24 protein-coding genes, 1 pseudogene and 1 other annotated feature are annotated in these 19,991 nt (G+C 40.7%); of the genes and pseudogenes, 7 read left to right on the forward strand and 18 right to left on the reverse strand.

What is annotated here, in order from left to right; all coding sequences use genetic code 11:
• Positions 1–28: 28 nt before the first annotated feature.
• Both F890_RS18610 and F890_RS12495 read right to left on the reverse strand, forming a co-directional pair.
• On the reverse strand, positions 29–172 hold the full coding sequence (locus F890_RS18610; RefSeq protein WP_017397680.1) for a hypothetical protein: 144 nt from the start codon (positions 170–172) through the stop codon (positions 29–31).
• Between the two features lie 3 nt (positions 173–175).
• The gene (locus tag F890_RS12495) at positions 176–1,357 is read right to left on the reverse strand and encodes an MFS transporter (RefSeq protein ID WP_005267193.1); all 1,182 of its coding nucleotides are present in this window, start codon (positions 1,355–1,357) and stop codon (positions 176–178) included.
• Positions 1,358–1,475: 118 nt separating this feature from the next.
• Between F890_RS12495 and F890_RS12500 the strand changes: the two genes are divergently transcribed.
• The 4 genes from F890_RS12500 to F890_RS12515 all read left to right on the forward strand — a co-directional run bounded on the left by F890_RS12500 (position 1,476) and on the right by F890_RS12515 (position 4,473).
• Positions 1,476–1,766 carry a LysR family transcriptional regulator gene (locus tag F890_RS12500; protein WP_005267194.1) on the forward strand — a complete coding sequence of 97 codons (291 nt, stop codon included), beginning with the start codon at positions 1,476–1,478 and terminating at the stop codon, positions 1,764–1,766.
• Positions 1,767–1,854: 88 nt separating this feature from the next.
• On the forward strand, positions 1,855–2,718 hold the full coding sequence (locus tag F890_RS12505; RefSeq protein WP_004729973.1) for an IS982 family transposase: 864 nt from the start codon (positions 1,855–1,857) through the stop codon (positions 2,716–2,718).
• Between the two features lie 58 nt (positions 2,719–2,776).
• A complete protein-coding gene (locus F890_RS12510; RefSeq protein ID WP_228127356.1) occupies positions 2,777–3,400 on the forward strand; it encodes a LysR substrate-binding domain-containing protein in 624 nt (207 codons plus the stop codon).
• Between the two features lie 341 nt (positions 3,401–3,741).
• A complete protein-coding gene (locus F890_RS12515; RefSeq protein WP_005267198.1) occupies positions 3,742–4,473 on the forward strand; it encodes a Fic family protein in 732 nt (243 codons plus the stop codon).
• A 101-nt stretch (positions 4,474–4,574) separates the two neighbouring features.
• Here the strand turns inward: F890_RS12515 and F890_RS18615 are convergent.
• The 12 genes and pseudogenes from F890_RS18615 to F890_RS12575 form a co-directional block, all read right to left on the reverse strand.
• Positions 4,575–4,989, reverse strand: a pseudogene (locus F890_RS18615) (transposase); the annotation flags it as partial.
• Positions 4,586–4,700, reverse strand: a sequence feature (AL1L pseudoknot). Its footprint overlaps the pseudogene before it by 115 nt.
• Complete coding sequence (gene lldD / locus F890_RS12525; protein WP_005267200.1) at positions 4,986–6,155, reverse strand: FMN-dependent L-lactate dehydrogenase LldD; 1,170 nt, start codon at positions 6,153–6,155, stop codon at positions 4,986–4,988. The gene lldD and the pseudogene F890_RS18615, both read right to left, overlap by 4 nt.
• 174 nt (positions 6,156–6,329) lie before the next feature.
• Positions 6,330–7,643: a carbohydrate porin gene (locus F890_RS12530; RefSeq protein WP_026056571.1), complete on the reverse strand. Its 1,314-nt coding sequence runs from the start codon at positions 7,641–7,643 to the stop codon at positions 6,330–6,332.
• 86 nt (positions 7,644–7,729) lie between these two features.
• On the reverse strand, positions 7,730–8,971 hold the full coding sequence (gene fucP, locus F890_RS12535) for an L-fucose:H+ symporter permease (protein WP_005267203.1): 1,242 nt from the start codon (positions 8,969–8,971) through the stop codon (positions 7,730–7,732).
• 24 nt (positions 8,972–8,995) lie between these two features.
• Entirely contained in the window at positions 8,996–9,331 is a 336-nt protein-coding gene (locus tag F890_RS12540) for an L-rhamnose mutarotase (RefSeq protein ID WP_005267204.1), read from the reverse strand.
• Between the two features lie 54 nt (positions 9,332–9,385).
• On the reverse strand, positions 9,386–10,162 hold the full coding sequence (locus tag F890_RS12545; protein ID WP_005267210.1) for an SDR family oxidoreductase: 777 nt from the start codon (positions 10,160–10,162) through the stop codon (positions 9,386–9,388).
• 69 nt (positions 10,163–10,231) lie between these two features.
• Positions 10,232–11,080 (reverse strand): amidohydrolase family protein, encoded by an 849-nt coding sequence (locus F890_RS12550; RefSeq protein WP_005267211.1) that lies wholly within the window; start codon positions 11,078–11,080, stop codon positions 10,232–10,234.
• Entirely contained in the window at positions 11,070–11,453 is a 384-nt protein-coding gene (locus F890_RS12555; RefSeq protein ID WP_005267213.1) for an MFS transporter, read from the reverse strand. Before F890_RS12555 ends, F890_RS12550 begins: the two co-directional genes overlap by 11 nt.
• A gap of 54 nt (positions 11,454–11,507) precedes the next feature.
• Positions 11,508–11,690 carry a hypothetical protein gene (locus F890_RS12560; protein ID WP_005267214.1) on the reverse strand — a complete coding sequence of 61 codons (183 nt, stop codon included), beginning with the start codon at positions 11,688–11,690 and terminating at the stop codon, positions 11,508–11,510.
• Between the two features lie 68 nt (positions 11,691–11,758).
• Positions 11,759–13,039 carry an L-fuconate dehydratase gene (locus F890_RS12565; RefSeq protein WP_005267215.1) on the reverse strand — a complete coding sequence of 427 codons (1,281 nt, stop codon included), beginning with the start codon at positions 13,037–13,039 and terminating at the stop codon, positions 11,759–11,761.
• A gap of 121 nt (positions 13,040–13,160) precedes the next feature.
• Entirely contained in the window at positions 13,161–14,006 is an 846-nt protein-coding gene (locus F890_RS12570; protein WP_005267216.1) for a fumarylacetoacetate hydrolase family protein, read from the reverse strand.
• A 94-nt stretch (positions 14,007–14,100) separates the two neighbouring features.
• Positions 14,101–14,853, reverse strand: coding sequence for an SDR family oxidoreductase (locus F890_RS12575; protein ID WP_005267217.1), 753 nt, complete (start codon positions 14,851–14,853; stop codon positions 14,101–14,103).
• Positions 14,854–14,981: 128 nt separating this feature from the next.
• Between F890_RS12575 and F890_RS12580 the strand changes: the two genes are divergently transcribed.
• The gene (locus F890_RS12580; protein ID WP_005267218.1) at positions 14,982–15,704 is read left to right on the forward strand and encodes a FadR/GntR family transcriptional regulator; all 723 of its coding nucleotides are present in this window, start codon (positions 14,982–14,984) and stop codon (positions 15,702–15,704) included.
• Positions 15,705–15,822: 118 nt separating this feature from the next.
• On the forward strand, positions 15,823–15,948 hold the full coding sequence (locus tag F890_RS19265; RefSeq protein ID WP_005267219.1) for a hypothetical protein: 126 nt from the start codon (positions 15,823–15,825) through the stop codon (positions 15,946–15,948).
• Between the two features lie 16 nt (positions 15,949–15,964).
• Here F890_RS19265 and F890_RS12585 read toward each other — a convergent pair whose 3' ends face one another.
• On the reverse strand, positions 15,965–16,828 hold the full coding sequence (locus tag F890_RS12585) for an IS982 family transposase (RefSeq protein WP_005265583.1): 864 nt from the start codon (positions 16,826–16,828) through the stop codon (positions 15,965–15,967).
• Positions 16,829–16,869: 41 nt separating this feature from the next.
• On the opposite strand from F890_RS12585, the gene F890_RS12590 reads away from it, so the two are divergent.
• Positions 16,870–17,238: a GntR family transcriptional regulator gene (locus F890_RS12590; protein ID WP_005267220.1), complete on the forward strand. Its 369-nt coding sequence runs from the start codon at positions 16,870–16,872 to the stop codon at positions 17,236–17,238.
• Positions 17,239–17,681: 443 nt separating this feature from the next.
• On the opposite strand, the gene F890_RS12595 is transcribed toward F890_RS12590, so the two are convergent.
• The 3 genes from F890_RS12595 to F890_RS12605 all read right to left on the reverse strand — a co-directional run bounded on the left by F890_RS12595 (position 17,682) and on the right by F890_RS12605 (position 19,958).
• Positions 17,682–18,536, reverse strand: a complete 855-nt coding sequence (locus F890_RS12595; protein WP_005267223.1) for a LysR family transcriptional regulator — start codon at positions 18,534–18,536, stop codon at positions 17,682–17,684.
• Between the two features lie 83 nt (positions 18,537–18,619).
• Positions 18,620–19,420, reverse strand: coding sequence for a sulfite exporter TauE/SafE family protein (locus tag F890_RS12600; protein ID WP_005267225.1), 801 nt, complete (start codon positions 19,418–19,420; stop codon positions 18,620–18,622).
• A 43-nt stretch (positions 19,421–19,463) separates the two neighbouring features.
• Positions 19,464–19,958 (reverse strand): flavin reductase, encoded by a 495-nt coding sequence (locus tag F890_RS12605; RefSeq protein ID WP_005267227.1) that lies wholly within the window; start codon positions 19,956–19,958, stop codon positions 19,464–19,466.
• Positions 19,959–19,991 lie beyond the last annotated feature (33 nt).

A 19,991-nucleotide genomic window follows, 5' to 3' on the forward strand; every position in this document is an offset into this window, starting at 1 on the left:
TTGAATCCTTCCTATGCTGCATGATTGATTATTTATCGACGATTAAGGCAGCGCGTGTGACTTGCTGGGAAACAACTTGCTTTTTCAGTCTGAAGGCATAAATCAGGAAAGTGCCTCCGAGCATCATGATCACAGCAATCGTGAACCAGCCTGCCAGCATGGAACCGGTCATTGACTACGCCATGCCCATAATATTTGGACTGACAAAACCACCGAGTAATCCAATACTGTTAATTAAGGCAATTCCGCCTGCTGCCGCACTACCGCTTAAGTATTTCGATGGAATCGACCAGAAAATGGTATAGGCACTAAACATGAAGGCCGTTGCGGTACAGATCGCAATAAAGGACAGCAGGAAATTCGCACTGATCACCGACAATATCAAGCTGACTCCGGCCAATACCGTAGGCACTACACAATGCCATTTCCGTTCCTGCCATTTGTCCGAGCTGCGGGCAAAAATGATCATGAAAATTGCGCCGCATAAATATGGAATCGCCACCAGCCAGCCAATCATCTGCAAATTCTGGATACCGCCCGACTTCAGTAAAGATGGTAGCCAGAAGCCAATCGCATAGATCCCACAGATAATGGTGAAGTAGGCCAAGGCCATGAAATAAATCCAGGGATCCTTTAATACCGCTTTAAAATTACTATGACCAGTGGCAGACTGATGTTGGGAAATTTCTTTCACCAATAAGGCTTTGTCCTCTTGAGACAGCCATTTTGCTTGTGAAGGATGATCGGTTAAATAAAAGTACGCTACGCAACCCAATAGCACGGTTGGCACAGCTTCTAATAAAAATAACCATTGCCAGCCAGAAAGATTATAAATCTGATGGAAAGTACTCATAATTTGCGTCGATAACGGCGCACCTAACATGCCAGCGAGCGGCCCAGCCAGCATAACAATCGCCATCACACGTGCCATGCGTGCACCGGAATACCAATAGGTCAGATAGAAAATCATGCCCGGGGCAAAACCGGCTTCGAATACACCCAACAAAAAGCGCAAGATATAAAACATTTGTGGGGTGGTGACAAACAGCATCGACATGGAGGTCAGGCCCCACAAAATCATGATACGGGTAATGGTTTTTCTGGAGCCGACTTTTTCAAAATACAGGTTGGTTGGTACTTCAAACAGCACATAACCTAAAAAGAATATGCCGGCTGCCATGCCATAAATTGCATCGTTAAAGCCCAGCTCCTGCTGCATTTGTAACTTGGCAAATCCGATATTGATCCGGTCCAGATAAGCAAAGAAATAACACAGCAATAAAAATGGCAGTAGCCGCCAGCTTACTTTCTTGTAAATCTGGTCTAACCGTTGTTGACGGGAAGTTATTAAATCCATCTAAAACTCCTTTTTATCTAGATCTTCTTATTGTTCAAAATCCATGTAAGCATGCTCCTGACTTGATAACAATGTAATTTATTTAGCATACTGATGCTTTAAAAGCATCAGAGTTTTTATGGACAGAAACTTGCAATTCCTTGCGCCACTGAACGGAATCAATGAAAAGCGTTTGCGTTATTTCTATACGGTGATGATGTTTGGCTCGATGCGCAAAGCGGCAGATATCCTGAATATTGAACAGTCCGCCATGAGCCGACAAATTCAACTCTTTGAATCAGAATTAAAAATAAACCTGTTCAAACGTAAGGGTCGGCATATTATTCCGACTGAAGCCGCCTATCTGGTACTTGAGTATTTCAAGGAAAATAAAAATCGTGAAAATGAATTATTTGATAGTTTAACCTGAGTTCGACATAAAAAATAAATAAAAAAAAGCCTTAGCATCTGTAATATCTTGGTTACGAAGACAAAACATTTCAGAGCAAGGCTTTTTCATGGACTATATTACCGAATTATTTTGTATCTTGGATGATTTCTGCAAAAAGTTTAATGAATCTTTAGAGAAAGCTCTAATTTCTGATCAAAAAACAACAATGAAAAAGTCAGCTTTAAGCTTGTCTGAAGTCATGACCATTGTCATTTTATTTCATAAATCCGGGTTTAGATTTTTCAAATATTTTTATTGTCATATGATCATCCCATTTTGGAAATCAGCTTTTCCCAAGCTTCTTAGTTACAATCGTTTTATTGAAATTATGCCGCGTTGTTTGCAAGCTTTGAGTAGTTTCTTCCATCAAGTTAAAGGAGAAGATACCGGAATTTGTATTATTGATTCGACTAAATTGGTCGTTTGCCATAATCTTAGAATTAAAAGACATCGTGTATTTAAAGGCTTAGCTGGTCGTGGTAAAAGTAGCACAGGTTGGTTTTATGGATTTAAAGTCCATATTGTTATCAACAACTTGGGTGAAATTATTAATCTCAAGATTACATCGGGAAGTGTTCATGATGTTGCTGTACTTGAATCTTTAACCCAAGAGTTAAAAGGTATTTTACTGGGCGATAAAGGCTATCTGAGTAAAGCAAAAACTGAAGCTTTAGCAGCAAGGGGGCTCAGACTATTAACCCCGTCACGCAAGAATATGAAAAATAAACCCATCCAAACTGAAGAAGAAAAACAATTGCTTTGCAGAAGAGGATTGATCGAAACAGTGAATGATCAGTTAAAAAACTTACATCAAATTGACCATTCACGTCATCGTTCGGTGAATAACTTTATGGTGAATATTATGGCTGCTATAGTGGCTTATTGCTTAAATCCAAATAAGCCAACTTTCCAAAACTTGCTAAAAAGCTAAAATATTTCATCGAACTCAGGTTAGTTTATTTCAGCTGCAATCTTCTCAACTCGGCAAAGTGAACATTGTTTCAAGTGAAAGTTATATGCAACACATGATTTATAATGTACTTCGACATGTGCATTATAAATATCCAAATCTTGAAATCCAGTTAGAATTAATGAGTGCCCAGCATGTGGTACGACATATTGTGGACAGCCTGGCGCATATTGGACTGGCGTATAATCCTCTATTTCATACAGACATCAGCACCATTGCCCATAAAACAGAACCTTTTATTCTGGCTGTTCCTGCCGGTCATCCTCTTGCCAAGCTCAAGCATCGCATTTGTCTTTCCGAAATTTCAGACTATAAATTTCCCTTAATGCCCGTAGGGCATGGTTTCCGTCAGCTACTCGACAGTGAAATGATGCGCTTACAAGTGAACCTGAATATTGGTCTGACCACCAATTCTATTTATGCCTTAAAAAATTATGTGGTGGCTGGACATGGGATTTCCGCCATGCGCTATGTAGATATCGCAGATGCGGTTAAAGAAGGTCAGGCCGTTGCCTTAACTATTGATTCCGAGCTGTGCAACACGGCTCAGACCCAATTGATGGTCCGCAAAAATACCCATTTGTCAGAGTCGAAACATTTATTAATTGAGCGTATTCGTTCTAGTTTTGATTTGCTCTTTTAAATTGCTTATAAAATTTAGGCAATAAAAAAGCCACTTAAATAAGCGGCTGATTTATAACAAGAATTTTGGTGGAGGTGGCGTCAATTGAACTCAAATCCTAACTTATTCATTCTAAATCTATTTTATTGAATAAAAAAATTCATTGACCCAATTTTGACCCAAATTAGATTTAGTGCATTGAATCACTTTAAAATTTTGTTCAAATCCTAAATTAGGATTTGAAGTGGTGTACCGATTCTACCATCATTACAATCCAATAAAAATATTATGTTATAACATATCATTTCTTTGATATTCTTTTTTGATGTATCATTCTTTTAGATATATTCAGGGACAAGGTAATGTTTGAAATTATTGATGATTTAAAAAATAAATTAGATCAGCATCGCCCCCTATCACCTGCGATAGTAAAAAATTTACAAGAAGACCTTATTGTACGATGGACTTATCATTCCAATGCTATTGAAGGCAATACACTTACTCTATTAGAAACCAAAGTTGTACTAGAAGGCATTACTGTCGGTGGAAAAGCTTTACGAGAGCACTTCGAGGCAATTAACCATAGAAATGCCATTTATTACGTTGAAGACATTATCAGAAAGGAAGAACCTTTTTCTGAATGGCAAATTCGCAATATCCATCAACTTATTTTAAAGAATATTGACGATGATAATGCTGGCAGATATCGCCAGCAAAACGTATTGATTTCAGGTGCTACAACTACACCACCGGACTATACATTGCTCAATGACAAAATGACTCAGCTAGTCCAGTGGTACAACTCAGAGGCACATAAGCTTCATCCAATCGAACGTGCAGCTAAAGTACATGCAGACTTTGTAGGCATCCATCCATTCATTGATGGCAATGGACGTACATCACGTCTATTGATGAATCTCGAATTACTTAAAGCTGGTTATCCACCTTGTGTCATTACAGTAGAAAATCGTTTGGCCTACTATGAAGCCCTAGATCAGTGGATGGCTTATGGAAAAACTGAAGCATTTATCCAGTTGATTTCCAAAGCAGTGATCGAAGGATTTAAACCCTATCAGGTAGTATTAGGAATATAGTTATTCTATAGCTATTTACTTAATGAACCGTAGCGGGTTTGTCGGAGACTTTTTATTTAAGTTAGGCCACCTGACCTAACGGGTTAATCTTATCATAGTACATAGGTTGAAGCTGCGATCGGTAAAATCCTACAAATTGCATCAACGCGATAGAGGTCTTTATTATTATGAATGAAATCCACCATTATTTGTGTGGGCGGTCGAGCTCCGCCTGGCCGAAAAAAAACGGATGCTTTGCGTAGAATTTCATTGGCTCGTTACAGTTCTTTATTTTCGCGTTCAAGTTGTTTAATGCGTTCTTGATCTGAAAGTTGCTGTACTTTGATTGGATTCTGTTGATTCAAATGCCTGATGCCAGGAACGTAGTGTTTCAGGATTACAGCCAATCTTGGGAGCAATTGTTGTGATTGCAGCCCAAGTAGAAAGATAATCTTTTTCGGATTCAATCAATAATTGAACCGCTCTATCTCTGATTTCAGGAGTATATTTTGGTTTTTCATCGGGACATTTTCTCAAGAAAAGTGGTCTCTGACAAACCCAGTACGGTTCAGTTTAACCAAACACTCTGAATTAATATCTGCAATAGTTTTTGCACCTATCAGTGTCATGGCTACTCGTATTTCTTTGTCGAGCAATTCCAATAAATGGCTCACACCAGCACCGCCAGCTGCCGCTAAGGCATAAATAAATGCACGACCTAACATACAAACATCTGCACCTAAAGCTAGCATGCGCACAATGTCCAAACCATTACGTATGCCAGAATCCACCAAAATTTTGATATCGCCTTTTACAGCATCAGTAATAGGTGGCAATGCCTGCGCGCTGGACAGTACGCCATCCAGCTGACGCCCACCATGGTTAGACACCACGATCCCATCTGCACCAAAACGTACTGCATCTTTAGCATCTTCTGGGTCCAATATACCTTTAATGACCATTGGGCCATCCCAGTATTCGCGAATCCATTCTAGGTCTTTCCATGAAATAGATGGATCGAAGTTATTGCCCAGCCAGCCGATATAATCTTCTAACCCTGTCGGCTTGCCTAAATATTTAGAAATATTACCCAAATCATGCGGACGGCCATGCAGTCCGACATCCCACGCCCATTGCGGATGCATCACAGACTGTAAATAGCGGCGCACTACAGCATTTTTACCGCTCATACCTGAATGCGCATCACGATAGCGTGCGCCTGGAACAGGCATATCCACAGTAAAGACCAAGGTTGTACAGCCTGCTGCTTTGGCGCGTTCTAAGGCATTTTTCATAAAGCCACGGTCGCGCAGTACATAGAGCTGAAACCACATGGGACGGTTAATTCTAGGTGCTACTTCTTCAATCGGGCAGACTGATACCGTAGACAGGGTAAATGGGATACCTTTTTGATCTGCCGCCATCGCCGCCTGCACTTCTCCACGGCGTGCGTACATCCCAGTCAAACCTACAGGTGATAAAGCTAAGGGCATAGACAGTGTTTCATTAAACAGCTGCGTTTCAAGGCTTAGCTCTGACATATCATTCAGCACACGTTGCCTAAGAGCAATTTGGGATAAATCTTCGACATTACGCTTTAAAGTATGTTCGGCATATGCGCCACCATCAATATAATGAAATAAAAATGGCGGTAAACGGCGTTTAGCCGCAGCTCTGTAGTCGTGTGAAGAAGAAATAATCATACGTATACCTTTGTCTTTTGTTGAATACCGTTTTGCTTGCGGTACCTATTTAATTTTGATTGAAGCTATCTATTTTTAAATACTAAAAAATTATTGAGCATCTGTTTTGCAGTACATCCTATAAAAAGCCAAATACCGAATCCTTGGTCCGGAATTTGGCAAAGTGTATTTGCCTTAGAAATTCATATTGAATTTAAGTCCACCAATCCATGCATCGCCATAAGCTTTATTTGCACCAATATTTTTTACATATTGAATATTTGGACGTATCGTCAGCCAATTTGTTGCTTTTAAACCGTAATAGATTTCAGCATCATATTCGGCATCAAAACCTGAATTATTAATACGACCATTATATTTTTGTGCATCTTGATTTACCGCGATACGAGCTACACCTATCCCAATTTCATCACGTGGGCGTGCATCGGATATCCCCTTGTAGACCAGTGCAATATTTTGTGCATCAGCAAAATCGCTCGTTTTTTTATCGTAGATGTTTACTTGCCCTAATACGGTTAAACCTCGTGATGCATCACCATTATGTGTCGTTAGTTGCTGTTTACCTGAAACCCAAACAGCCCACTTATGATTATCGGCATCGAAGTCTTGTGTTACACCTAATTGAGTGTAGTCAACTTTGACACTTTGACTATCTACAGTACTTGCGAAATAACCAATATGGTATTCACCTGGTAGCGCAAATGATTGTGATAAGGCTTTAGGTTGCCAGACCAATTCAACTGGAATTACAGCGCCATCTGAACCGTCTGTGCTGAGGTTAAAACCATCACTTGGTGTCGTAGCATTAGCATTGACCGTATTTCGCTCATAAACACCAATTTGAGTAAAAAGTTCTGGGCTAAGTGAATAACGAACACGTGTCGCCCATTGACTTACAGGACCGTTATACCATTGATCTCCAGCCCAACTGCCAATTACACCGCCACACAATGCTAAGTTTTCAAACTCACAATCTGCTATTGCAAAGTCTTCACCTACACCAAATCGTCCCACTTTGACATCGAGCGTTTGATCCATAAACTGTTTTTTAATCCATAAATCTGTCAATCGCCATGTTTGTCCACGCCCATAGACTTCTTGCGTTTGATTAAATTGAGGAGCCATAGCATCAGCTTCATTATTTAAAGCCTTACCGCCACGGTGAGTAATGGCAACATAAGCTTCAGTATCATTCCAATTCAATATTTTGTTTAAATTGAAATGGCTACCAAATGTCCACTGATCAGCATAAGCACTGCCTTTCCCGTCCCGATCTGCATCAATAACACCTGCAAATTGACCTGTATAACCTATCGTGAAATCATAGCCCTTATCTTTCAGCTCAGTTCGCTTTCCATTCCAATCCCCCAGCATCCACGGGCTTTGTTTATCAAAGGCGGCATTGGCCAAAGCCCCTTGTACTGCACCGCAGCTGAGCAGCGCAATGCCGATTGATAAATATGTTTTACGTCCCTTTTTAATGTCCATTTTCATGTTGTGTCCTTGTGCACTCTGTGATTGCGGCACTTTTTCTTAAATGAAATATTGAGTCAATCATGGTGCATGACCGCAGCTTAGTTAGATGCGATATCTGCAGAATTTAAATTGGTATTTTTATAACTAAAGGCATATGCAAATACGATCAGGAAGCAAACCAAAGGCAATGCATAAGAAATATGTGTTCCAAAATGATCAGCCATTTTCCCCATGTAGTACGGCATAATCGCACCACCTACAATAGCCATAATCATAAATGAACTGCCAATTTTGGTTTTAGAACCCAAGTTCTTCACGCCCATAGCAAAGATGGTTGGGAACATACTCGACATAAAGAAGAATATAGCGATGGCAGCAAAGACAGTAATATATTGCGCACCAGATAAAATTACTGCACACAGTACAATATTAATAATGGCGTAAATCATCAGCAATTTGTTTGCTGAAATTTTTGACATTAAAGCGGTGCTGACAAAGCGGCCCACTAAAAATGCAAGCATTGCAATGGATAAGAAATATGCACCTTGCTGACTGGAACTTTGCGGCCAAGTTTCTACCATAAGGTTGATAAAGAATGCCCCCACGCCAACTTGCGCTGCCACATAGAAAAACTGGGTAATAACACCAAATTTAAATTCATTATGTGACCAGAGTGATGCGCTATTATTTCTAACATTAGCTGCATCCAATTTTGCTTCATTTTCACGCAAATCTGGCATTTTGGCTTTGGCAAATAAAATAATCAGCACAATCACAATCAGCGCTATACCAACATAGGTATAAGTAACAGCGGAAAAATCCCCTGAAGCTGCTGAACCACCAGAATTAAAGAAGAACATTCCGCCAATAAGCGGACCAAAAAACTGTCCAAGTCCATTAAATGACTGAGATAAGTTTAAACGCTGTTCTGCAGTTTTTGGATCGCCCAATGCCGAAGAGTACGGATTGGCAGCAGTTTCCAAACAGCCCAAGCCCAATGCCAATACAAATAAGGCAAATAAGAAAAAACTGAAGGTCAGCTGCATGGCTGCAGGAACAAACAGTAAAGCGCCTATAGCATATAAAGACAAGCCTAAAATAATGCCGGCTTTGTAGCCTTTTTTATTAATAAATAAACCTGCAGGCAGTGCAATCACAAAATATGCGCCAAAATACGCAGCCTGAATTAGGCCAGATTGCGCTTTGGTAATGTGCAATGCTTCTTGGAAGTGCTTATTTAAAACATCGACTAAACCGTATGAAAGCCCCCACATAAAGAATAGTGTGGTGACCAAAATAAAGCCTAGCCGGAATTGTGGTTCCGTTATTTTCGCTTTCATGTGTTGCATCCTTGTATGATTGATTTATTGATTTAAATCAAATATTTTTATCATCTCTATCCATTTTTCACCCACCGCTGCACTGCTTAGCGGTTGCTGGAATTGAGACATCAATGTCTCCCATTCCACATTTTTCGGTTCTGCCAGTGCAATTTCATGGGCAGCGGCTGGATCATAGTCATCCTGTGTATCCATGATCATAAAAAGTCGATTTTCCACTTGCCAAATCTGCATATCTAGCACACCGCGCTGTTGAATATTGGCAGCAATTTCCGGCCAGATTTTTTTATGAAATTGTTGATATTTCTTTATTTTTCCTACGTCGTTAATCAAATCCAGCGCTAAACAATAGCGTTTCATTTCTGATCTCCTGCTGCTGACGCATTTTTACGACCGGCTATACCCTCATCAGCCTCAATCCAGCGCACGGTCCAAATGTGTATAACCACCATCTACAAACAGTAATTGACCCGTGGTATGCGACGAACGCGCTGAAAGTAAAAATACGGTAGTATCTGCAATTTCCTGAACAGTGGTCATGCGATGCCCAAATGGAATATTTTTGGTGATTTGCGCCAGCTTTTCGTGTGGATGTTCAAAACTGTCGATCCAGCGCTGATATAAAGGCGTCATTACTTCTGCTGGCAAAACGGCATTTACGCGTACACCGTCATTGCGGTATTGCGCTGCCCATTCACGAGTCAATGCTAAGCGCCCGCCATTTGATGCTGCATAGCCGCTAGTATGGCCTTGACCTGTTAAAGCCACTTTAGAGCCAATATTAACGATACTGCCTTGGCTATTTTTTAAATGCGGAATGCAGTAATGCGCCATCATGAAGTAATGAATTAGATTTTTATCCAAAGACTGTTTAAAGGCTTCGACACTGTCTTCCAGTCCCACATTGTCATTAATACCAGCATTGTTGACTAAGCCATCAAGGCGGCCATATTGTGCAATCACAGCGGCAACTTCACGCTGGCATGCGTCTTCCTGTGTCACATCCAGCTGATGGAAAGAATAAATAGCCTGCTGTGCATTTAAAGCATCGATAAATTCAGGCAATAAAGCTGAACGGCCAAAAATAGCAACCGCCGCGCCCTCCTGCGCCAAAGTCAAACTGATCGCGCCGCCAATACCCGCTCCGCCACCCGTGACAATAAAGACTTTATTTTTTAGTCCTAAATCCATTGAACCGTACTCCTCAATTCATATTCTATTGCAGTGAAATCAAAAACTTCTCTGCTACCCACTACATTTTTAATGCGAAATTTCTACCGTCCTTTTCAATTTATACAGGCGCTGTGCAGTACCATTTTCGACTTGCTGCCGCTCTGATTCGCTCCAATGCCGTGTCCACTGCTGCCAAAAATCCATCAGCATTGAATACGAATGCGTGGCATAAGACACTGGCCAATCTGACCCCCACACCAAGCGCTCTGGTCCAAACAGCTCCATTGCTGTATCGATATGCGCTTGAAAATCCTGTGCTGTGCAGCCTAGGCCGCCCTCAGTCACCAAACCTGAAATCTTCAAATTGACATGAGTCAAAGGCACCAGCCGCTTCATCATGCTCAGCCAGCGCTCGAAACCTGCTTTACTGTGAATTTCAGGTTTAGCCAAATGGTCTACAACCAGTTCATAACGGTCATGGCGCTGACAGAGTTGCACAGCAGCATCTAAATCTTTTTGATGAATCAGCACGCCATAGAGCAATTCCGCCTGCTGAATTTTTTCCACACCTACATTAAATTTCCTGTGATGTGTCATGTATGCGCTTGGATCCTTTTCGTCCTGCAGCATATGGCGGAAGCCTTTCATTTTTGAATTGCGCAAAAACATATCAAGCTGTGCATCGGCATTCTGTTCAAAATCAAACCAGCCGACAATGCCCTTAATTAGTGAATGTTGCTGAGCTAGACTACTGAGATAGTCATTTTCCTCAGTGCAAGGTCGGGCTTGCACTGCAATAATTCCGTCAATATTGTCCGTCAACTGCGAACATAAATCTTCAGGCAGCATATCCTGAGCAATCGGGGCTAAATCCCCCTGAATCCAAGGAAATTCATCCGCGGAATATTTCCAAAAATGCAAATGGCTATCGATCACTTAAAACTCCTTTTATTGTGCTTTCTTTACTTTGATGATCACGCTTTAACAAGAACAGTAGGATTACCCCTAGAAAGCCCACTTCGGCCAGCACTGTGAGGCCTGCAACATCGTTATTCCATATCTGATCAGCCCAATTTTTTAAATTTGGCGCGGCAAAACCGCCTAAGTTACCCATGGCGCTAATCAGCGCTGTACCAATTGCAGTGGCACGCCCCGAAAGATACTGGGTTGGCAGGTTCCAGAACAAAGGCTGCACAATAATAAAGCCCGTAACTGCCAATGAAATCACCAAAATAAATGGAATGATTTGAGTCATTTGTGTTGATAGCGCAATCCCGACAACAGCACAGGACAGCATCACAATTGCCATACTGTTCCAGCTGGCTTATTTATCCGCTATGCGAGTAATGACAGGCAATAGAAATTATGCCGAGGCGCTAATGCCCGCATCGACTTCTATATATTGCTTCACAAAACCGACATTGGATCGGTCCAGCATTGCCAAAGCAAACATCAGCACAATTAATAGCAGCAGCCGAAATTTCACTTTCCGAATCACTGCATTTAACTGTGGCTGTTCCTGCATCTTTTCCATGATCACTTGCATATCAAACATCCTTTGATATGTGCCGCATTAACACTGTTAAAACGGCTGAACCTGAGTTTTATTGACTGCTATTCACCGCGGAATAAATATTGCTGAATAGAAGCGGGCTTCATTTCAATAGAGAAACCTGGAAGTTTCGGCGGCATGTACACTGCATTTTCAATGACGCATGGCTCAATAAAATGCTCATGCAAATGATCGACATATTCAGTCACTCGACCCTCTTTTGAAGCAGAGAACCAGAGATAATCAATCATGGATAAATGCTGTACGTATTCACATAAACCTACGCCCCCAGCATGCGGGCAAACTTTTAAACCATACTTGGCAGCCATCAGTAAAACTGCCAGCACTTCATTAATACCACCCATGCGGCAAGCATCAATCTGCACCACATCAATGGCTTCGCGCATAATGAACTGTTTAAACATAATGCGGTTTTGACACATTTCACCTGTTGCCACCTGAATGGGTGCAATGGCTTGGCGGATGGCGCGGTGCGCTTCTACATCATCTGGAGAAGTAGGTTCTTCAATAAACCACGGCTTAGAGAATGCTAACTGCTGTACCCAGTCAATCGCCTGCTGACGTTCCCAAATCTGATTGGCATCAATCATTAAATGACGGTCTGGACCAATAATTTCGCGGGCAATTTTTACACGGCGAATATCTTCTGCAACATCACGGCCAACTTTCAACTTGATGTAATTAAAGCCTTCATCCACGGCTTCTTGACATAAACGCGCCAGTTTTTCATCACTGTAGCCGAGCCAGCCAGCAGAAGTCGTATAGCAAGGGTAGCCTTCCTGCATCAAAATTTGCTCACGCTGCACTTTTGTTTCAGCATTGCTTTTCAATAAGACCAGCGCCTCATCGGGTGTAATACAGTCCGTGATATAACGGAAGTCGATGCAGTTCACCAATTGTTCTGGCGACATATCGGCAACTAATTTCCATACAGGCTTACCTTCACTTTTTGCCCATATATCCCAAATTGCATTTACCACTGCTCCAGTCGCCAAATGCATTGCGCCTTTATCTGGACCAATCCAGCGCAACTGACTATCTGAGGTCAAATTACGCCACATTAATGCAGGGTTATTTTTAACCTCTTCAATATCTAAACCGACAACCAAATGACGCATCGCTTCAATGGCTGCGCAGCAAATTTCATTGCCGCGGCCAATTGTAAAAGTCAGGCCATGACCAGACAGCGCATCATTTTCCGTTTTTAAAATCACATAAGCCGCAGAATAGTCTGGGTCGGGATTCATTGCATCCGAACCATCCAAATGCTGTGAAGTTGGAAATCTGATGTCTAGGACTTCAAGATCTGTAATTTTGAGCATTATAAAAATCCATTTTTAACAATTTTTTGGGGGGGGTAAAGTACTTTTTTAAAGTCACAGCTTCCCCGCGCATTGCATGCAATGCATTTTTAATTTGAGGAGCTGTATTTAAATTGCAGCTTTAGACTTGCGCAGCAATCACCTTCTGCTGCTGTTCACCTAAACCTTCAATACCTAGACGCATCACTTGACCCGCTTTTAGGTAGACTGGTGGCTTCTGCCCGAGGCCTACACCCGGCGGCGTGCCCGTAGAAATCACATCACCAGCTTGTAGGCTCATAAATTGGCTTAAGTAGCTGACAATGGTCGGCACATCAAAAACCATGGTATTGGTATTGCCGTTCTGATAACGATGACCATCTACTTCTAGCCAAATGTTCAGATTATGCGGGTTAGGCACTTCATCTTTCGTGACCAGCCAAGGACCAGTTGGACCAAAAGTGTCACAGCCCTTGCCCTTATCCCATGTGCCTGTTCCTTCAATTTGATATGCACGTTCTGATACATCGTTAATTACGCAGTAACCCGCCACATAATCCATGGCATTTTCTTTATCAATGTAACGGCCATCTTTACCAATCACTACGCCAAGTTCCACTTCCCAATCTGTTTTCTGGGAGTTTCTCGGAATTTCTACATCATCATTTGGTCCAACCACTGCGCTGGTCCATTTATTAAATACGACAGGCTCAGCTGGCACTTCTGCACCCGTTTCTGCCGCGTGATCTGAGTAATTCAAACCAATGCAAATGAATTTACCAATATTGCCGACACAAGCACCAATACGTACTCCCGCTTCGGCTTTAGGTAAAGCATTGATATCTAATGCACGGATTTTATCTAGATCTGCCGCCAATACGGGGCCTGTAATATCACTTACCACTGCAGACAAATCCCGGATGTTACCGTCTTGATCTAAAATGCCTGGTTTTTCCTGTCCTTTTACACCAAATCTTAAAAGCTTCATGTTTATTCCTTTAACTTCATATTTTTTTGCTGTTTGAAATATTCAAACCACAGCTGATAAGTCTCTTACTTATTTATTAACAATATAATCTGGGTTAATTTGACCAACCGCCATCAATCATATTGATCGTACCTGTAGTAAATGCAGATTCATCACTCGCCAAAAACAGTGCCAAAGCAGCAATTTCTTCCGCCTTACCTACACGGCCCATAGGCTGGCGCGCCACAAACTGCTGGTACACTTCCTCTACAGTTTTATTTTGCTCTTTGGCCTGCGCTTCAATACGTTGATGCAGCGATGGAGAGTCTACAGTGCCAGGACAAATTGCATTGCAACGAATACCTTGTAAAATATAGTCAGCAGCAATTGCCTTAGTCATTCCTAATACTGCAGCTTTGGTTACGCTATAAGAGAAGCGGTTTGGTACACCCTTAATACTAGATGCCGCAGAAGACATATTGATGATCGAAGCCTTACCTTTTTTCAGCATTACCGGCAAAAGTGCGCTGATCATGTGATACATCGAATCGACATTGATCTTAAATGCACGGTCCCATTGTTCCTGATTACACTCTAAAATAGTGCCTGCTGGCACCCAACCTGCACAGTTAAAAAGTACATCTACATCTTGATATTTTTTAGAAAATTCAATAATTTGATCTTTATCTGTAATATCCAGATATTCAATAATGATGTTGTCAGACTGCGCTTTAAGTTCATTCAGTAATTCTAGATTAATATCTGTAGCAATCACCTGCGCACCTTCTCGCGCGAACGCCAGCGCAGTGGCCTGACCGATGCCTTGAGCAGCGGCTGTAATAACACAAGTTTTATTTATTAATCTCATTTTTCATCCCTGATTTTTACTTTATAATAGGCCAAATCCAAAATTGAACAGACCAATTTACGGTCCAACCAATTTATGGTATTTTTAATTTATTGGCAAGACCAATTTTTCATTTTAAGTTGAAATTTATGCAGCAGACCCGTATTTATCAAAATATATTTAATAAAATTCAAGAAGATATTAAGGCTGGCGTATATAAAATTGGCTCTAAACTTCCACCTGAACGTGACTTGGCGTTGCAGCTGGGGGTTAGCCGTACATCTGTACGTGAAGCGATGATTGCTTTAGAAGTGAATGGAATTGTAGAAGTTAAGTTAGGCAGCGGCGTATATGTCATCAATGATCATCAAGATGCCGCTAATCCTCAAACAGGATTTAACACTAAGGTGCACCCATTACTATTGCCCTATTTAAAAGAAGATGCGGTCATTACACCTTTTGAAATATTAGAGGCGCGCCTGTTGATTGAACCTTACTTAGCGGAACTTGCAGCTCAGCACCGTACAGATGAGCAATTAGAGCAGATTAAAGAAGCTTTCCTCATGAACGTGCGCGACAATTTAGAACATTCTAAAGAGCATATTGGGGACCGTTTATTTCATATCCGAATTGCAGAAGCCAGTCAAAATAGTGCCTGCGCTTTTTTCCTTAATTTTTTGCTAAGCAAGCATTACACCGACTTTTTTAGCCGTATGCGCAGTCTTTATACTCCTGAAGATATGCCATTGCGTTCTCAGCTAGAACATCAGGAAATTATGACGGCTATTCAAAACCAGGATAAAGTTGCGGCGCACAATGCAATGAAAAAGCATTTGCAGAATGTTATTCATATGTTTTCAAAAAAGAGTTAATTCGGGCCTAAGTATCTAAGGTAATCCTCTCATAAACAACCAAACTTAAAAGTAGAAGTTAAGCAGCCCTTAGAGTTGGCCTTCCTTTGTTGGCTATTCAAGACGAGCCTTTTTCCGAATGGAAAATTCGCAATATCCATCATTAGAAGCCATGTGTGGACGACTGGCTGCACGACGTATTCAACCTGAAGAAAAGCAAGAATTACAACGCTTACATCAGTTATGTCAGGACTATTTAACCTGAGTTCGATGAAATCCACTTAGCCTTTTAGCATATTTTGGAAAGTTGGCTTATTGGGGTTCAAGCAATAAGCCACTACAGCAGCCATAATATTCACCATGAAGTTGTTGACCGAACGATGACGTGAATGTTCAAGTTGCTGCAAATTTTTTAACTGATCATTTACTGTTTCGATCAATCCTCTTTTGCAAAGCAATTGTTTTTCTTGTTCAGTATGAATAGGTTTATTTTTCATATTCCTGCGTGATGGAGTCAATATTTTTAGTCCTCTGGCTGCTAAAGCTTCAGCTTTTGCTTTGCTCAAATAGCCTTTATCTCCGAGTAAAATTCCTTTTAACTCTTTAGTTAAAGATTCAAGTACAGCAACATCATGAACATTTCCTGATGTAAGTGTGAGATTAATAATTTCACCTAAATTATTGATAATCAGGTGTAATTTAAAACCATAAAACCAACCCGTACTACTTTTTCCACGACCGGCCAAACCTTTAAATACACGATGCCTTTTAATCCGAAGATTATGGCAAACCACCAATTTAGTGGAGTCAATGATACTGATTCCCGTATCTTTTCCTTTCACTTGATGGAAGAAACTACTCAGAGCTTGCAAACAACGGGGCATGATTTCAATAAATCGGTTGTAGCTAAGCAGTTTAGGAAAAGCAGATTTCCAGAATGGAACGATCATTTGGCAATAAAAATATTTGAAGAATCTAAACCCGGATTGATGAAATAAAATGACAATGGTCATTGCTTCAGACAAGCTTAAAGCTGACTTTTTCAGCCTGGTTTTTTGATCAGAAATTAAAGCTTTCTCTAAAGACTCATTAAATTTTTTGCAGAAATCATCCAAAATACAAAATAATTCGGTAATATGATCCATTGAAAAGCCTTGTTTTATAACATTTTGTCTTGAGAACCAATATGTTACAAATACAGGGCTTTTTTTTCTACTCTTTTTTTATATCGAACTCAGGTTATTTAAATCAGAACAACTCAGAAAATTATTATGAGGCCAACCGTTTATTTCACCTTGCCATTTATAAAGCTAGTCATAATGCCTTTTTAATTGAACAAGCCTGCACTTTACACAAACGTTTGCACCCGTACCGTCGCCTACAACTCCGCGTCAACCATCGAATGAATCATTCTTTTGCAGAGCATAGTGAAATCTTAGAGGCCATTTTTGCAGGTAATGAACAAGAAGCCGAGGCTTTACTGAAAGCACATGTGGTGATTCAAGGTGAGAAATTTACCGACTTTATTTCAACCTTAGAGCGTTTAAAATTATAGATATCTATGGTGGCATCAAATTTGGATTTTCTAGTAATAATATTTATGCCGCCTCTCTTCTGAGATGGTGGCAATTGAACTCTACAAAATAAATATTTTAATTCAGCACCTTAAACCCTTATAAAGGGTTAGCTGTTACCCCCAATAACCCAATTTAAAAGTTTCTTCAGTTATTTATGGGAGGATTACCATTCGTAATCAATTTTTAACGAAGTAACAATTATTAGGCTATACCACTCTCTCCTCACCATGAAATATTGTTTCAATTTCAACCAATTGTTTATTTAAAAATTTTACGTATATCTTAAGAGAATTGAATTATCGTATCATACTCTTTTTAGACAAGTTGTCTGTAAGTAATAGTCCTTAGTCTCATATAACGGAACGATATGTCAACCTTAGAACACAATCTCGAAAATGCACTAATAGAAAAATTATGTGATCTAAAGTATAAAGTGAAAGATATTAATGACTTGTATTCGCCAGGTACGACGTAAACCTTCAGGTGCAACACAATTAAGACGTCGTGAAGTGACCCAACCTTTTTGCTCATATTCATTCACCACCCAATCAGGCAATGCGGCAATACCACGACCGCTTGCAACCAACTGAATCAACATTTGGGTCAAGTCGGTGGTTCGAATATTTTTCGGCTGAATATTTGCAGGAATAAATAGCTTAGACATGATATCCAAACGATGTTTATCCACTGGATATGTAATAAGCGTTTCTTCAGCCAACTCTTGAACAGTAATGTGTTCTGCACGCACCAATGGATGTGTTGTCGATAAGACAAGTCGAGACTCATACTCAAACACTGGAAAGTATTCAACACCTTTCAAAGCAATCGGATCTGCAGTAATCAATAAATCAAATTCGCCATTTTGCAATAACTCATGTGGATTTGCTTCAAATCCTGATGCAAAATCCAAATCGACATCGGGATATTGAATACGGTATTGATTGAGTAAGGGCATGAGCCAATCGAAACAACTATGGCATTCGGAAGAAAAAGTAATCCGACCAGTTTGCCCATGAATAATACGTGTAATGTCGCTTTGTGTAATTTGAACTTGTGGCAATACTTCATCGGCCAATTTCAATAGACGTAAGCCAACATTAGAGAAACTGATAGGACGTGTACGACGATTGACAACTTCTACACCAAACCATTGATCTAGCTCTCGCAACTGGTGAGATACAGCCGAAGGAGTCAGACATAGGTCACCTGCTGCTGCAACCAATGAACCGTGCTCTCTCAAGGCTGTCAGTGTTTTCAAATGTCGTATTTCTATCATGTAAATCCCAAACAATAACTATAATGTCAGAAAAGCCCACACTGAGTGAGCCTGTTCTTCATATCAAATTAATTGAATATCTCTTAACTCAATCCTTTAAACAGGAAAAAGCATCCAACGATACTCAACAATACCGCAAAACATTTTTTCAGCATTTGCGGTGATAAAGCATGCGCTGTTTTTGCACCCAACTTAGCTGTAAAGAAACTCATCAGGCTAATGCCTAAGAATGCGTAAGTATGTACATAGCCAATACTGTTAGGCACAGCAGCATGTGCTTTCATCCCAAAAATCATAAAGCCTAAAGCACCAGCGAACGCAATGGGTAAACCACAAGCGGCAGATGTTCCCACTGCCTTTTGCATGACGACGCCATAACGGTTGAGAAACGGGACGGTTAAACTGCCACCACCGATCCCAAAAATAGCTGAAGCCACCCCAATCACTGAACCTGCAGCCACCTGCTTACCAGTTGAAGGCAGTGTTCTACTTGAGTCCACGACCTTTTTAGCCCCCATGAACATAGTATATGCCACCCAAATCAAGAATAAACCAACGATGAGTTGAAGATGTATTCCTGAGAGCCATCCTGCAATCGCTGCTCCGGCAAAACAGCCAATCGCCATCGGTGGCGCCAAATTTTTAAATACTGACCACATCACTGCACCATTTCTATGGTGTGCCATCAATGAACTAATTGAAGTGACAACAATGGTGGCTAATGAGGTTCCTAATGCCAAATGCATAATGACATCAGGACTGTAGTCCATCTGAGTAAAAACAATAAAGAGTAATGGGACGATGATCGTTCCACCACCAACACCAAAGAGTCCTGCTGCAAATCCTGCAAGCGCCCCGATGGCAAAAAAAATGATTAATTCCACGATATACTGACTTTTAAAGAATAGAGTATTGAAGCAATGGGCTTTAAGCCGTTTCTAACTGACCCACTTGATGATAAGCGCGGTTAAAGTACACCAAGCTTTCTTCTTGATCGCTGTGTTTTACTGCAAGTACGCGGCATAAAAATATACTATGTGTACCGACTTGTTGAACATTCTCAATCTGACAATCAAAACTGACTAAAGCATCTTCTAAAATTGGTGATCCTGTTTCCAACCTACTCCAATCACCTAGTTTGAAACGATCTTCAGAACTGAACTTGCTTGAAGCAAACGCATTTGAAAGCTGTTCATGCTGAGTACTCAGTACATTTACAGCTAAGACTTGATTTTCAATAAACTGAGCATGAGAACGAGAGGATTGATTCATACAGACTAATAATGTTGGCGGAGTATCTGTGACACTACATACCGCAGATGCAGTAAAGCCATGCATCCCTGCTTCGCCTGTGGTTGTAATCACATTTACTGCAGTCGTTAGTAAAGACATTGCATTTCTAAAGTCTGTTGCTTCAATCATCTTTTTTATCTCAAATGTATAATCAAGTGCTTT

The sequence above is a fragment of the Acinetobacter sp. CIP 64.7 genome (assembly GCF_000369745.1).
GTDB classification, from domain to species: Bacteria; Pseudomonadota; Gammaproteobacteria; order Pseudomonadales; family Moraxellaceae; genus Acinetobacter; species Acinetobacter fasciculus.